A 14,595-nucleotide genomic window follows, 5' to 3' on the forward strand; every position below is an offset into this window, starting at 1 on the left:
GCCTCACTTGTAGCGGATGGTTGGGTTGATCACGGTGTAGAGCATGTCCACCACCAGGTTGATCAGGATGAATTCGAGCGAGAACAGCAGCACCTCGGCCTGGATCACCGGGTAGTCGCGCATCTCGACGGCGTCGACCAGCAGGCGCCCCAGGCCCGGCCAGTTGAACACCTTTTCCACCACGATCGAGCCGCCCAGCAGGAAGCCGAACTGCAGGCCCATCATCGTCACCACCGGGATCATGGCGTTGCGCAGGCCGTGCTTGGCCACCACCACCGTCTCGCGCACGCCCTTGGCGCGGGCGGTGCGGATAAAGTCTTCCTGCAAGACCTCGACGAACGAGGCCCGGGTAAAGCGCGCCATCACCGCGGCCACCGCCGCGCCCAGCGTGATGGACGGCAACACGTAGTGCTTCCAGCTGTCGGCGCCGATCGACGGCAGCCAGCCCAGTTGCACCGAGAACACCTCCATCAGCAGCATGCCCAGCGCAAAGGCCGGGAACGAGATGCCCGACACCGCCAGCGTCATGCCGAGCCGGTCCGGCCAGCGGTTGCGCCACACGGCCGAGCCGATGCCGATCACCATGCCGAACACCACCGCCCAGGCCATCGACGCCACCGTCAGCAGCAGCGTGGGCATGAAGCGGTCGCCGATCTCCTCGCTCACCGGGCGCTTGGTGCGCAGCGAATGGCCGAACTCGCCGCGGACCGCATTGGAGAAGAAGTTGACGAACTGCTCGTGCATGGGCCGGTCCAGCCCAAGGTCCTTGCGCACCAGTTCGACCGTGGCCAAGTCGGCCTCCGGGCCCGCCGCCAGCCGCGCGGGATCGCCCGGCAGCAGGTGGACGAACAGGAACACCAGCACTGCCACGATCAGCAGCGTGGGGATCACGCCCAGCACACGTTTGAGGAAGTAATTCAGCATGACACACCAAGAGGAAAGGCCGCGGGCCGCCCGCCTGCGAACCCCGCGTCGCGGGCAGGCGGCCGTCTGTCGGCTTACTGCTTTACTGCTTACTGCTCTGGGATGGGATAGCGTGGATCGGGCGCCTGGGTACTGCCGGCGCCCGACATCTACCCATTACTGCTTGATATCGATCTCGTCGAAATTGAACGAGCCGTCCGGCATTACATAGGCACCGGTCAGCCGCTTGCTGCGTGCGAACAGCACCTTCTCGGTCACCAGGAAGGCCCACGGCGCATCCTTCCAGATGCGTTCCTGCGCGTCCTTGTACAGACGCGCCTTTTCGCCACGATCGGTGGTGCGCAGCGCGCCGGCGATATCGGCATCGACCTGGTCGTTCTTGTAATACGCGGTGTTCAGCAGCTTGGGGGGCATCGACTCGGAAGCCAGCAGCGGACGCAGCGCCCAGTCCGATTCACCGGTCGACGACGACCAGCCTATGTAGTAGATGCGCACGCCGGCATCTTCCGGCTTCGGCACGCTCTCGACCTTCTCCACGCGCTGGCCGGCCTCGAGCGCCTGCACCGAGGCCTTGATGCCGACCTGCTGCAGCTGCTGTTGCACGAACTGGATCACCTTCTGCGCGGTGGTGTGGTTGTAGGCCGACCACAGCGTGGTCTCGAAGCCGTTGGGGTAGCCGGCTTCCTTCAGCAGCGCGCGCGCCTTGGCCGGGTCATACGGCCACGGGCCCAGCTTCTCGGCATAGTCCACGCCCGGCGGCACCACGCCTTCGGCCGGCACCGCGTAGCCCGCAAAGGCGACCTTGGCCAGCGCCTCCTTGTTGATGGCGTAGTTGATCGCCTGGCGCACCTTGGGGTCGTTGAACGGCTTGACCATGGTGTTCATGGACAGGTAGCGCTGGATGATCGACGGCGACGCGATCAGATCCACCTTGGGGCTGTTCTTCAGCACCGCGGCCTGCTCGAACGGGATGCTGAAGGCGAAGTCGGCCTCGCCGGTCTGCATGATCGCGGCGCGGGTGTTGTTGTCCACCACCGGCTTCCAGGTGATGGTGTCGATCTTCGGGTAGCCGGTCTTCCAGAAGCCGGCGAACTTCTTGCCCTTCAGGTGGTCGGGCTGCTTCCATTCAACGAACTCGAACGGGCCGGTCCCCACCGGGTGGAAGGCAATGTCCTTGCCGTACTTCTGCAGCGCGGCCGGCGAGATCATCACCGACGACGGGTGCGCCAGCACGTTGATGAACGGCGAGAACGGCTCCTTCAGCGTGACCTTGACGGTATTGGCATCGACCACGTCGGTCTTCGCCACGCGGTTGAACAGCGTGTAGCGCTTGAGCTTGTTGGCCGGGTTGGTGACGCGGTCCAGGTTGGCCTTGACGGCGGCGGCATCGAAGGTGGTGCCGTCGTGGAACTTGATGCCCTTCTTCAGCTTGATCGTATACGTCAGACCGTCCTTGCTGACCTCGTAGCTGTCTGCCAGCACATTGACCAGCTTCATGTCCTTGTCCAGGCCGAACAGGCCCTGGTAGAAGCTCTTCCCGACCGCCTGCGACAGCGTGTCGTTCGAATCGTACGGATCCAGCGAGGTGAAGGTCGAGCTCACCGCCATCACGGCATCCTTGGCGGCGAAAACAGGGGCCGCGGCCAGCATGCCCAGCGCGCCGGCGGCAAAGGCGCCGGCCATCAGACGGGGCGAAACCCGGGGCGAAACCATACGTGCAGACATCGTCGAATCTCCTTGGTAACTTGGTGACTTCCAGGACTTCAATAAGCGCCGCCGACGGCATGCCGGGCGACATAGTGGCCGAGCGACCCGCTGCCGGCGACCTGGACCAGCGGCTGCACCACCGGTTCGTCGCCGACCACGCGGATCGGGCTGGGGATCTCGTCGTTGAGCGGCTCGCGCCGCAGGTGGCGCCGCGCCGGGTCGGCGATCGGCACCGCCGACATCAGCTTCTTCGTGTACGGGTGCTGCGGGTTCTCGAAGATCGCGCGGCGCGGGCCGATCTCTACGATCTGGCCCAGGTACATCACCGCCACGCGGTGGCTCACGCGCTCCACCACCGCCATGTCGTGCGAGATAAACAGGAAGGCGATGCCCAGCTCACGCTGCAGGTCCAGCATCAGGTTGACGATCTGCGCCTGGATCGACACGTCCAGCGCGGACACCGATTCATCGGCCACCACGACCTTGGGGTTCAGCGCCAGCGCGCGCGCAATGCAGATGCGCTGGCGCTGGCCGCCGGAGAACTCGTGCGGATAGCGCGCCGCGTGCGATGCATCCAGCCCCACCTTGTCGAGCAGCCAGGCCACGCGCTGCTCGGCCTCCTTGCCGCTGGCCACCTTGTGCACCAGCAGCGGCTCCATGATCGAATAGCCCACCGGCACGCGCGGATCGAGCGACGCGAACGGGTCCTGGAAGATGAACTGGATATTGCGGCGCAGGGTCTGCAGCGCCGGCCCTTCCATCTTGCTGATGTTCTGTCCGGCAAACTCGATGGTGCCGCTCTGGCTTTCCACCAGACGCAGCAGCGAGCGGCCGGTGGTGGATTTGCCGCAGCCGGACTCGCCCACCAGCGCCAGCGTCTCGCCGGGATAGAGGTCGAAGCTGACTTGCTCGACCGCATGCACGCGCCGCGTGACGCGGCCGAACAGGCCGCCGGGGACGTCGAAGCGCGTCACCAGGTCCTGCACGCGCAGGATGGGAGCGACGCCCGTGGTAACAGTGTCCTGCGGCGCGACCGGCTCAGGGTTGGCGCTGTCCAGCTGCAGCAACGGGAACTTGGCCGGCAGGTCGGTGCCGCTCATGGCGCCAAGGCGCGGCACCGCCGACAACAGCGCGCGCGTGTACGGATGGGCGGGGGCACGGAACACATCGTCCGAGGTGCCCTCTTCCACCTTCTCGCCGCGGTACATCACCAGCACGCGGTCGGCCACCTCGGCCACCACGCCCATGTCGTGGGTGATGAAGACCACGCCCATATGCATCTCGGCCTGCAGGCCGCGGATCAGCTGCAGGATTTCGGCCTGGATGGTCACGTCCAGCGCCGTGGTCGGCTCGTCGGCGATCAGCAGCGCCGGCTTGCACGACAGCGCCATCGCGATCATGACGCGCTGGCGCATGCCGCCGGAGAGCTGGTGCGGGTAGCGCTCCAGCACGCGGCGCGCCTCGGGGATGCGCACCAGCTCCAGCATGCGCAGCGCTTCGGCACGCGCCGCCGCGCGGCTCTTGCCCTGGTGCAGGCGGATCGATTCCGCGATCTGCTCGCCCACCGGGAACACCGGGTTGAGCGAGGTCATCGGCTCCTGGAAGATCATCGCCACGTCGGCGCCGCGCACGCTGCGCAGCGTCGCGTTATCCGCGCGCGCCAGGTCGAGCACCTCGCCGCCGCGCCGACGCAGCGCCATGCTGCCGGAGACGATCTTGCCGCCGCCATGCTCGACCAGGCGCATCAGCGCGAGCGACGTCACCGACTTGCCCGATCCCGACTCACCCACCACCGCCAGCGTCTCGCCGCGGTCGACATGGAAGGACAGGTTGCGCACGGCCTCGACGGTGCGCTCGGACGTGGCAAAGCGCACGGTCAGCCCGTTCACCGAGACGACGCGCTCGGGCGGCAGTGCGATGCCGGATGCGGAAGCGTGCGATTGCGCAGGGGTAGTGGCCACTGGAACTCCTTGTATTGCTGCTTGATGCCCGGACTTGCTGGTGCGGTGCAGGTCAGCCGTAGATCGACACGTTCACCGCCTCGCCCACCCGGGCGAAACCGCGATACATGCCTTCGGTGTTGAACGGCAGCGTGACGTTGCCGGCGCGGTCCACCGCGATCAGGCCACCGCGGCCGTTGATGGCGCGCAGTTTTTCCATCACCACGCGCCGGGCCGAATCCTCGAGCGACAGACCGGCGTAGCGCATCTGCGCGGACACGTCGTACGCAGCCACGGTGCGGATGAACATTTCGCCGGTGCCGGTCGCGGACACGGCCGCGACGTCATCGGCATAGCAGCCGGCGCCGATCACCGGCGTATCGCCGACGCGGCCCACGCGCTTGTTGGTCACGCCGCCGGTGGAGGTGGCCGCGGCCAGGTTGCCCCGGCTGTCGCAGGCGACCGCGCCGACGGTGCCGAACTTGCTGTCGGGATCGATCGGGTCGCTGGCCTGCGGCTTGCCTTGCGCCACCAGCGCAGCGGCATCGTGGTCCAGCAGCGCCATGCCGGCGTTGCCAAGCGCACGCTGCCACTGGTCATGGCGGGCCTGCGTGAAGTAGTAGTCCGGGCTCACCAGTTCCAGCCCCTGCGACTGCGCAAAGGCTTCGGCGCCGGCGCCGGCAAAAAGCACGTGTTCGCTGTGGTCCAGCACGGCGCGCGCGGCCAGCACCGGGTTGCGCAGGCTCGTGACGCAGGCCACGGCGCCGGCTTCCAGCGTGGCGCCGTCCATCACCGCGGCATCGAGCTCATAGGTGCCGGCATGGGTCAGCACGGCGCCCTTGCCGGCGTTGAACAGCGGGCACTCTTCCAGCAGGCGCACGGCCTCGGTGACCGCGTCGAGCGCGCTGCCGCCCTCGGCCAGGATGCGCTGGCCGGCTTGCAGCACGTGCTGCAGCGCTTCGATGTATTCGCGTTCGCGGGCGGGGTCCATCGCGGCGCGGGTGATGGTGCCGGCGCCGCCGTGGATGGCAATGACTGCTGGTTGCATGTGGATGCTCAGGACTTGCGGGTGTTGGAGGATCGGCCGCGCTTGGCGCCAGCCGTGGGTCCGGTGGGCTGCGGGGTGCCGGGCGCGGCACGGCCGGCGGACTCCGCAGCCGGCGTGCCGTACAGCCACGGCAGCAGGAATTCAGTCATTTCGGCGGCGGCCTTGACCGGGCGCTCGGCCCGGTGCGCCACCGCGCCGCACAGCGCCTCGATCAGCGCCAGCACGGTGGCATCGGAGTTGGCCGAGAGCCGGTTGCCGGCCTGCGCGTAGAGCGCGATATCGGCCAGCGGCGCCAGCGGCGAGGTCGGCCCGTCGGTCAGCGCCAGCACCTGGCCGCCCTGCGACTTGGCCCGCTCGGCCAGTTCGATGGTGTCCGTGACGTAGCGCGGGAAGGCAATCACGATCAGCAGGTCGCTTGGCTGCTGCTTGAACAGCTGCCGCGCCGCATGCGAGGCGCCGCCGGCGCCTGCCACCGAGGTCACCATGCGGCAGTGCATTTCCAGCCCGTGCTGCAGCAGGCCCGCCAGGAAACCGCTGGCGCCGAAGCCGGCCACGTAGACACGCTGCGCCGCCAGGATCGCCGAGACCGCGCGCTCGCAGGCCTCCGGGTCGATGCCGCGCCGCGTGGCTTCCGCGTTGGCCGCGGCATCTTCCAGCGAGGCGGCGAAGACTTCGGCCGCGGTCGCGGGCCGCTCCAGCTCGCTGCGCAGCCGCTCCACCGGAGCCAGCGTGGCTTCGAAGCCGCGCACCAGCTCGGCCCGGAACTGCGGATAACCGTCGAACCCCAGCGCCCGCGCAAAGCGGTTGGCCGTGGCCACCGACACCTCGACCGCCGCGGCAAATTCGTCGATGCGCATGGTCGCGGCGCGGAACAGGTTGGCCAGCACGTATTCCGCCATGCGGCGGTGCGCCGGCGTCAGCGTCGGCAGGCTGCGCGCAATGCGGTCTGAGATCGAATGGCCTTTTGGCATGGTGGAAGCGGTTGGTCTGGACGTCGTCTGATGGACGTCGTTTTCGTGAAAATGAATTTACACGGAACGCACGCACAAGAAAATAGAGTTTTGCTAGACCAAGGGTAATCCCTGAATCGGCGGGGCACGAAGGCACATTGGCGGTGCACGTTGCCCGGCTGTTTTGCACCGCCACGGCGTGCGGCGCACCGGAAACGCTACAATGCCGGCCAGCGCACCAGACCCGGCGGTTGCCCGCTTTCTCTGCGCTTTTTCTGTTTTTTCACTCAGGCATTTCCCCCCTCTCGTGATCCGAATCGACCAGCTAGTCCTCCAGCGCGGCACCAAGGTGCTGTTCGACCACACCAGCGTGACGCTCAACCCGGGCGAGCGCGTGGGCCTTGTCGGCGCCAACGGCAGCGGCAAGTCGACGCTGTTCGCGCTGCTGCGCGGTGAACTGCATCCGGACGGGGGCGATGTCATCGTGCCGGCGCAGTGGCGCGTCGCGCACGTGGCGCAGGAAACGCCTGCGGTCAACCGCACCGCCGTGGATTACGTGATCGATGGCGACACCCGCCTGCGCGAGATCGAAGCCGCCATCGCCGCCGCACAGGCCAGCGGCGACGGCAGTGCCGAGGGCGAAGCCCACGCCGCCTTTGCCGACGCCGACGGCTACACCGCCCCGGCGCGCGCCGAGGCCCTGCTGCTGGGCCTGGGCTTCACGCTGGCGCAGGTGTCGCAGCCGGTGGCCTCGTTCTCCGGCGGCTGGCGCATGCGCCTGAACCTGGCGCAGGCGCTGATGTGCCCGTCCGACCTGCTGCTGCTCGACGAACCGACCAACCACCTGGACCTGGACGCCATCGTCTGGCTGGAGGACTGGCTGGCGCGCTACCCCGGCACGCTGGTGATGATTTCGCACGACCGCGAATTCCTCGATGCGATCTGCAACGTCACCGTGCATATCGAGAACCAGCAGCTGCGCCGCTATGGCGGCAACTACACGCTGTTCGAGACCCTGCGCCTGCAGCAGATGGCGCAGCAGCAATCCGCCTACGTGCGCCAGCAGAAGGAAATCGCGCACCTGGAATCGTTCATCACGCGCTTCAAGGCCAAGGCGACCAAGGCGCGCCAGGCACAGAGCCGCGTCAAGGCGCTGGAAAAGATGGAGCGGCTGGCGCCGGTGCACGTGGCCGCCGGCTTCGCTTTCGAGTTCCGCGAACCCGACGCCGCGCCCAACCCGATGATGGTGCTCGACGGCGTCGACTGCGGTTATGCCGAGGCCGAGCCGCCCGTCACCATCCTGCACAACCTGGCGCTGTCGATCCAGAACGGGCAGCGCATCGGCCTGCTGGGCGCCAACGGCCAGGGCAAGTCCACGCTGGTCAAGACCCTGGCCGGCACGCAGGACCCGCTCACGGGCAAGCTGCGCCTCGGCAAGGGCCTGCAGATCGGCTACTTCGCCCAGCACCAGCTGGAGACGCTGCGCGACCACGACTCGCCGCTGCAGCACCTGGCACGCCTGGCGCCCGACACCCGCGAGCAGGAACTGCGCGACTTCCTCGGCAGCTTCAACTTCCGCGGCGACATGGCCACCGCCCCGATCGAGCCCTTCTCCGGCGGCGAGAAGGCCCGGCTGGCCCTGGCGCTGATCGTCTGGCAGAAGCCCAACCTGCTGCTGCTGGACGAACCGACCAACCACCTGGACCTCGATACCCGCGAGGCGCTGACCATGGCGCTGGCGCAGTTCGAAGGCACGCTGATCCTGGTCTCGCACGACCGCCACCTGCTGCGCGCGACCGCGGACCAGTTCATGCTGGTGGCCGACGGCACCATCAAGCCGTTCGACGGCGACCTGGACGACTACCGCGACTGGCTGCTGCAACAGGCCGCGGCCAAGCGCAATGCCGCCACCGCCGCGCACCTGGCAGAGAACGCCGGCGATGCCGCGGCGGCGGTCAACCGCAAGGACCAGCGCCGCGCGGACGCCGACGAGCGCCAGCGGCTGTCAGCACTGCGCAAGCCGTTGACGAAGGAACTGGAAAAGGTGGAAAAGCGCATGGCGGTCCTGCAAACCGCCAAGGAGGAGATCGACCAGTTCATGGCCGATGAAAGCAGCTATGCCGAAGCCAACAAGACGAAGCTGATGGAGATGCTCAAGCGCCAGGGCGAGGTCAATGGCGAGCTGGAGACGCTGGAAGAGAAGTGGCTGGAGTTGCAGGAGCAGATCGAGCAGATTGCGTAATCTGGTTCGAGTCCCCTCCCTCGCACCACCGCAAACAAGAAACGGCGCCAATGGCGCCGTTTCTTATGTCGATGGCTTGCTCTCGACTCAGCGGAAATTCTTCTCCCGCCGGATCAACCCCACCGCCAACGTCAGCGTCAGGATAAACAGCCAGATCAGCGACCAGGCCGGCACCGACAGCCCCAGCACCGGCGGCAGCGGCGCAGTGCACAGGCCATCCGCGTAGAACACCTGCGGCAGCACCTTGGCAGTCGGCAGCGCGTTGACCCAGTTTTCCAGCGGGTCGATGCCACAGCTGGCCTTGGGATTCAGCATCAGCGACACGTGATAGACCGCCACCGCAATGCCGGCGATGCCGGACAGCATGGCCAGGCCCTGCCACAGCGAGCGCGTGTTCTGCGCCACCACGGCCAGCAGCGAGAAGATGCCGATGCCGATAAAGGCGAAGCGCTGCATCACGCAGAGCGGGCAAGGCTGGTAGCCCTTTTCAAACTGCAGGTAGAGCGCAACGCCGACCAGGCCGAAGGAAACGAGGGCGATCAGCAGGAAATAGGCGCGTGAGTTGGCTTGCATAGTGGGTGATCAGGTAATCCGGTAAGCGGTGCCGTCAGTGGATGGCGCGGCATTGCTGCGCATTATTACCTATTTTGCAGCGCCTGCAGTTGGCGTCACACTCAGCGCAAGCGCCCTACCCTGTGGCGGATTGACGCAGGCTGCTATGCGCCGGCTGCCTGCCACGCCTTGCGCGGCAAGCGGTACAGGCAATGGGGCCGCAACGGATGCCCTGGCGGCAATGCGGGATGCTCGAAGCCCACGGCATCCTCGCGCATGCCGAGCCTCTCCATGACCGCCCGCGAGCGGGCATTGGCGAGTGTCGTGAAGGACACGATCTCATCGAGCCCCAGCCGCTCAAAGCCCCAGGCAAGCGCGCCGCGTGCCGCCTCGGTCGCGTAGCCGCTGCCCCAGGCGTGCTGCGCCAGGCGCCAGGCGATCTCCACGCAAGGCGCGAACGGCAGCGCCGCGGTGGGCTCGTGCAGTCCGACAAACCCCAGGAAAACACCGTCCGCCTTGCGCTCCGCTACCCAGACGCCCGATCCCTTCGCTGCGATCAGGCTGCGGCAGTGGTCGGCCATCGCATCGCTTTCAACACGCGTCAGCGGCGCAGGGAAATAGCGCATCACCTGCGCATCGGCATTGAGCGCGGCAAACGGCGCATAGTCCGCCTCGCGCCACTGGCGCAGCCGCAGGCGCTCCGTCTCGAAGGCGATGCCGTCGTCCATGGCTCAGTCCAGATGGCGCACGCGGTCGATGGCCTGCTCGATGCGCTCCACCGCAATCACTTCCAACCCGTCGATCTTCTGCTTGGGCGCGTTGGCCTTGGGGATCACTGCCACCGTGAAGCCCAGCTTGGCGGCTTCCTTCAGGCGCTCCTGCCCGCGCGGGCTGGGCCGGATCTCGCCGGCCAGGCCGACTTCGCCGAACACCACCAGGCCGCGCGGCAGCGGCTTGTTGCGCATCGATGAATGGATCGACAGCAGCACCGCCAGGTCGGCGGCTGGCTCGGTGATCTTGACCCCGCCCACCGCATTCAGGAACACGTCCTGGTCGAAGCAGGCAACGCCCGCATGCCGGTGCAGCACCGCCAGCAGCAGCGCCAGCCGGTTCTGCTCAAGCCCCACCGCCAGCCGGCGCGGGTTGGGCACATGCGCGGTATCGACCAGCGCCTGGATCTCCACCAGCAGCGGACGCGTGCCCTCCTGCGTCACCAGCACGCATGAGCCCGGCACGGTTTGCTCATGCTGCGACAGGAACAGCGCCGACGGATTGCTGATGCCGCGCAGGCCGCGCTCGGTCATGGCAAACACGCCCAGCTCATTGACCGCGCCGAAGCGGTTCTTGAAAGCGCGGATCAGCCGGTGCGACGAATGGGTATCGCCCTCGAAATACAGCACTGTATCGACGATATGCTCCAGCACGCGCGGACCCGCCAGGCTGCCTTCCTTGGTCACATGGCCGACCAGGATGATGGTGATGCCGCTGCTCTTGGCAATGCGCGTCAGCTGCGCCGCGCATTCGCGCACCTGCGCCACCGAGCCCGGTGCGGAGGTCAACGCCTCGGAGTACAGCGTCTGGATCGAGTCGATCACCGCGACTTCGGGCTTTTCCACTTCCAGCGTGGCCTGGATCTTCTCCAGCTGGATTTCGGCAAGCAGCCCCAGCGACGGGCTTTCCACGCCCAGTCGCTGCGCGCGCAGCGCGATCTGCGCACCGGATTCTTCGCCGCTGACATAGAGCACGCGGCGCTGGCCGGCCAGATTGGCCAGTGCCTGCAGCAGCAGCGTGGACTTGCCGATGCCGGGATCGCCGCCGATCAGCACCACCCCGCCCGACACCAGGCCGCCGCCCAGTACGCGGTCGAATTCATCGATGCCGCTGGAGAAGCGCGGCACGTCAGCGGCATCGATCTCCGACAGCTTGAGCACCGTGGCCGAGGCGGCCAGCGGCTGGAAGCGCTTGTTCGCGGCGGACTCGGCCACCGTCTCCACCAGCGTGTTCCACTGCTGGCAATGCGGGCACTGGCCGGCCCAGCGCGGCGAGGTGCCGCCGCATTCAGTACACGTATAGACAGTCTTGGTCTTGGCCAACGGATGTCCTTGCAGGAAAAAAACGAGCCGGGCCCACAAGTGGCCCGGCCGGCAGATGGTAAGTGCGCGGGCCTGCGCCCGCACCAACGCCCCGGATCAGGCCACGGCAGGCGCGGCGCTGTCCGGAGCCGTGATCGTCGCCACCGAGGTCGGCACGCGCGGCGCCAGCGCGCACATCAGCTCATAGCCCACCGTGCCGCTGGCCTGCGCCACCTCGTCGATCGGCAGGCCCTGACCCCACAGCGTGACCGGGCTGCCGACCTTGGCCTTCGGGCACGGGCTCAGGTCCACGCACAGCATGTCCATCGACACGCGCCCGACCAGTTCGGTGCGCACGCCATCGACCAGCACCGGCGCGCGCTGCTCGCCCCAGCCCGACGCATGGCGCGGGTAGCCGTCGGCATAGCCGCACGCCACCACGCCGATGCGCATCGGCCGGTCGGCGGTGAACAAGGAGCCATAGCCGACGGTATCGCCCGGCTGCAGGTCCTGCACCGAGATCAGTTCGCTGTGCAGCGACATGGCGGGCTGCAGGCCGGTGCCGGCAATATCGGCATCGCGCCCGGTCGGCGAGGCGCCGTACAGGATGATGCCGGGGCGCACCCAGGCGCGGTGCGCCTGCGGGTGCCACAGCACCGCGGCTGAGTTCGACAGGCTGGCCTCGCCCGGCAGGTTGGCCGTGGCGGCGTCGAAAGCCTCGATCTGGTGGGCGATGCCTCGGGGACTATCCGCATCGGAAAAATGCGTCATATGGACGATACTGCCCACACAGGGCATGGCGCGGGCGCGCTCCCAGGCGGTACGGTAATCGGCCGGATGGAAGCCGAGCCGGTTCATGCCGGTATTGAGCTTGAGCTGGATTGCCAGCGGCCCCTTGGCGCGTGCGCTTTCCAACATGCGCAGCTGCTCGTCGCAATGGATTGCGGTAGTCAGGCGGTATTGTTCGATGACGGCAACATCCTGCGGCTGGAAGAAGCCCTCCAGCAACAGGATCGGGCCCTGCCAGCCAAGGTCACGCAGCAGCACGGCCTCGTTCAGGTCCAGCAGGCCGAAGCCGTCGGCACCCCGCAGCGCAGCAAAGACGCGGCGGATGCCGTGGCCGTAGGCATTGGCCTTGACCACCGCCCAGATGCGCGAATCCGGCGCTTTGCGGCGGATGATGTCGAGATTGTTGGCCAGGGCGGGTTGATGGATGACAGCGTGGATGGGTCTTGGCATGGGAGTCACATCTCAGGAAGCGGACGAGCAAGCAGGCGGCGCTGGCGGCATGGGCGGCCGGCGCGGGCGCTGGAAGGACGGCTCTGTCTCAGTATCGATGGCGCAAACGTCACCTGTCGGTGTGCAGCAGCATGTTGCGGCGACTGGCATGCGGGAATGTGCGGAATTGGCACGCCCGTGTATCCCAGTCACCATATCGGTTCGACCACGCACCAGATCAGGGAAGACCCGGTCGGCTGGTCGCGATCGCAGTCGTTATTTGAACACATTCAGATGCCGTTGCCGGGGGTCATTGGGGAATCGGCACGGCCATCTGCTGTCAAAAAGAGCCCTTGCCGGGGTTCGGGAATGTCATGTTTTCGTGATATAAAGCCGGACGCTCCGGCCATGTTCTAAAAGCGAAGCATTATGTCAATGACTGTCAGGCAAGCCTCAAGGCGCCGCAGCGCAGCACCACAGACACAGTTCGACTCGGCCGCGGCACAAGGTTCCCTGCAAACCATGGCCTCCCCGGTGGGCGCTAGCCTGGCCAGCCTGAGCGGAGTTCGCGATGGAGAAAAAGTCGACAGCATGAAGAAGGGTTTTTACACCATCATGGCCGCGCAGTTTTTTTCTTCGCTGGCCGACAATGCCTTACTGATCGCCGCCATCGCCCTTCTCACCGAATTGCATTCCCCGCAGTGGATGACCCCGCTGCTCAAGCTGTTCTTCGTTCTTTCCTACGTCGTCCTCGCCGCCTTCGTCGGCGCCTTTGCCGACTCCATGCCCAAGGGGCGGGTGATGCTCATCACCAACGCCATCAAGGTGGTCGGCTGCGCCATCATGATGTTCGGGCTGCACCCGTTGCTGGCGTATGGCGTGGTGGGATTCGGCGCGGCGGCATACTCGCCGGCCAAGTACGGCATCCTGACCGAACTGCTGCCGCCAGAGAAACTGGTGCTGGCCAACGGCTGGATCGAGGGGCTGACGGTGGGTTCGATCATCCTGGGCACCGTGGTGGGTGGCGCGCTGATCTCGGTGCATATCTCCAGCCTCCTGCTGCGCTTTGACGTCCCCTTCATCAACACCGGCATCGACACCCCGGCCGAGGCCGCGATGGTGGTGATCATGCTGTTCTACGTGGTCGCCTCAGTCTTCAACCTGTTCATCCCCGAAACCGGCGCGCGCTACCCGCAGCAGGAAAAGAACCCGATCAGGCTGATCGCAGAGTTCGGCGACTGCTTCGTGGCGCTGTGGCGCGACAAGCTGGGCCAGATCTCGCTGGCGGTGACCACGCTGTTCTGGGGCGTGGGCGCCACGCTGCAGTTCATCGTGCTGAAGTGGGCCGAGAAGTCGCTGGGACTGAACCTGTCCCAGGGCGCGCTGCTGCAGGCCGTGGTGGCCGTGGGCGTGGCCGTGGGCGCGATCCTGGCCGCGGCGCGCATCCCGCTGCGCAAGTCGCTGTCGGTGCTGCCCTTTGGCGTGGCGATGGGCGCCACCGTGATGATCATGGCGTTCTACACCAAGGATGCGATGCCCCATGTCACGCTGGACGTGCTGGGCATGCATATGCCGCTGTACATGGCCATCGCCTATGTGTTCCTGATGGTGGTGGGCGCCATGTCGGGCTACTTCGTGGTGCCGATGAACGCGCTGCTGCAGCACCGCGGGCACGTGCTGCTGTCGGCCGGCCACTCCATCGCGGTGCAGAATTTCAATGAGAACGTGTCGGTGCTGCTGATGCTGTGCCTGTATGCGCTGCTGATCAAGCTGAACGTGCCGATCGGCGTGGTCATCGTCGCACTGGGCCTGTTTATCTGCGTGACCATGTGGCTGGTGCTCAAGCTGCACAAGTACAACGTGCGCACCTTCAACTCGCTGGCGATGATCGGCGAGGACAAGCACCACTAGGGCCTGTCCCGCGCCCTGCCTGCAGCCGGCG

Annotated in this window: 11 protein-coding genes; 2 read left to right on the forward strand and 9 right to left on the reverse strand. The window is 66.7% G+C overall.

Features of this window, described 5'->3' with window-relative positions; translation table 11 throughout:
* Window positions 1-3 precede the first annotated feature (3 nt).
* The 5 genes from gsiC to ACW4E8_RS06040 all read right to left on the reverse strand — a co-directional run bounded on the left by gsiC (window position 4) and on the right by ACW4E8_RS06040 (window position 6,590).
* Window positions 4-924 carry a glutathione ABC transporter permease GsiC gene (gene gsiC / locus ACW4E8_RS06020; protein WP_456803678.1) on the reverse strand — a complete coding sequence of 307 codons (921 nt, stop codon included), beginning with the start codon at window positions 922-924 and terminating at the stop codon, window positions 4-6.
* A gap of 156 nt (window positions 925-1,080) precedes the next feature.
* Window positions 1,081-2,649, reverse strand: a complete 1,569-nt coding sequence (gsiB, locus tag ACW4E8_RS06025) for a glutathione ABC transporter substrate-binding protein GsiB (RefSeq protein ID WP_456803679.1) — start codon at window positions 2,647-2,649, stop codon at window positions 1,081-1,083.
* 38 nt (window positions 2,650-2,687) lie between these two features.
* On the reverse strand, window positions 2,688-4,592 hold the full coding sequence (locus ACW4E8_RS06030) for a dipeptide ABC transporter ATP-binding protein (RefSeq protein WP_456803680.1): 1,905 nt from the start codon (window positions 4,590-4,592) through the stop codon (window positions 2,688-2,690).
* Between the two features lie 52 nt (window positions 4,593-4,644).
* Window positions 4,645-5,619: an isoaspartyl peptidase/L-asparaginase family protein gene (locus ACW4E8_RS06035; protein ID WP_456803681.1), complete on the reverse strand. Its 975-nt coding sequence runs from the start codon at window positions 5,617-5,619 to the stop codon at window positions 4,645-4,647.
* Between the two features lie 8 nt (window positions 5,620-5,627).
* Window positions 5,628-6,590 (reverse strand): MurR/RpiR family transcriptional regulator, encoded by a 963-nt coding sequence (locus tag ACW4E8_RS06040; RefSeq protein ID WP_456803682.1) that lies wholly within the window; start codon window positions 6,588-6,590, stop codon window positions 5,628-5,630.
* A gap of 286 nt (window positions 6,591-6,876) precedes the next feature.
* Between ACW4E8_RS06040 and ACW4E8_RS06045 the strand changes: the two genes are divergently transcribed.
* Window positions 6,877-8,811, forward strand: a complete 1,935-nt coding sequence (locus ACW4E8_RS06045) for an ATP-binding cassette domain-containing protein (RefSeq protein WP_456803683.1) — start codon at window positions 6,877-6,879, stop codon at window positions 8,809-8,811.
* Window positions 8,812-8,898: 87 nt separating this feature from the next.
* Here ACW4E8_RS06045 and ACW4E8_RS06050 read toward each other — a convergent pair whose 3' ends face one another.
* The 4 genes from ACW4E8_RS06050 to alr all read right to left on the reverse strand — a co-directional run bounded on the left by ACW4E8_RS06050 (window position 8,899) and on the right by alr (window position 12,674).
* Window positions 8,899-9,384, reverse strand: coding sequence for a disulfide bond formation protein B (locus ACW4E8_RS06050; RefSeq protein WP_456803684.1), 486 nt, complete (start codon window positions 9,382-9,384; stop codon window positions 8,899-8,901).
* A 143-nt stretch (window positions 9,385-9,527) separates the two neighbouring features.
* Window positions 9,528-10,091 (reverse strand): GNAT family N-acetyltransferase, encoded by a 564-nt coding sequence (locus tag ACW4E8_RS06055; protein ID WP_456803685.1) that lies wholly within the window; start codon window positions 10,089-10,091, stop codon window positions 9,528-9,530.
* A 3-nt stretch (window positions 10,092-10,094) separates the two neighbouring features.
* Window positions 10,095-11,456 carry a DNA repair protein RadA gene (gene radA, locus ACW4E8_RS06060; protein ID WP_456803686.1) on the reverse strand — a complete coding sequence of 454 codons (1,362 nt, stop codon included), beginning with the start codon at window positions 11,454-11,456 and terminating at the stop codon, window positions 10,095-10,097.
* 96 nt (window positions 11,457-11,552) lie between these two features.
* A complete protein-coding gene (alr, locus tag ACW4E8_RS06065) occupies window positions 11,553-12,674 on the reverse strand; it encodes an alanine racemase (protein WP_456803687.1) in 1,122 nt (373 codons plus the stop codon).
* Window positions 12,675-13,244: 570 nt separating this feature from the next.
* Here alr and lplT point away from each other — a divergent pair.
* Complete coding sequence (gene lplT, locus ACW4E8_RS06070; protein WP_114130992.1) at window positions 13,245-14,564, forward strand: lysophospholipid transporter LplT; 1,320 nt, start codon at window positions 13,245-13,247, stop codon at window positions 14,562-14,564.
* Window positions 14,565-14,595: the final 31 nt, after the last annotated feature.

Source organism: Cupriavidus sp. CP313 (genome assembly GCF_054072015.1).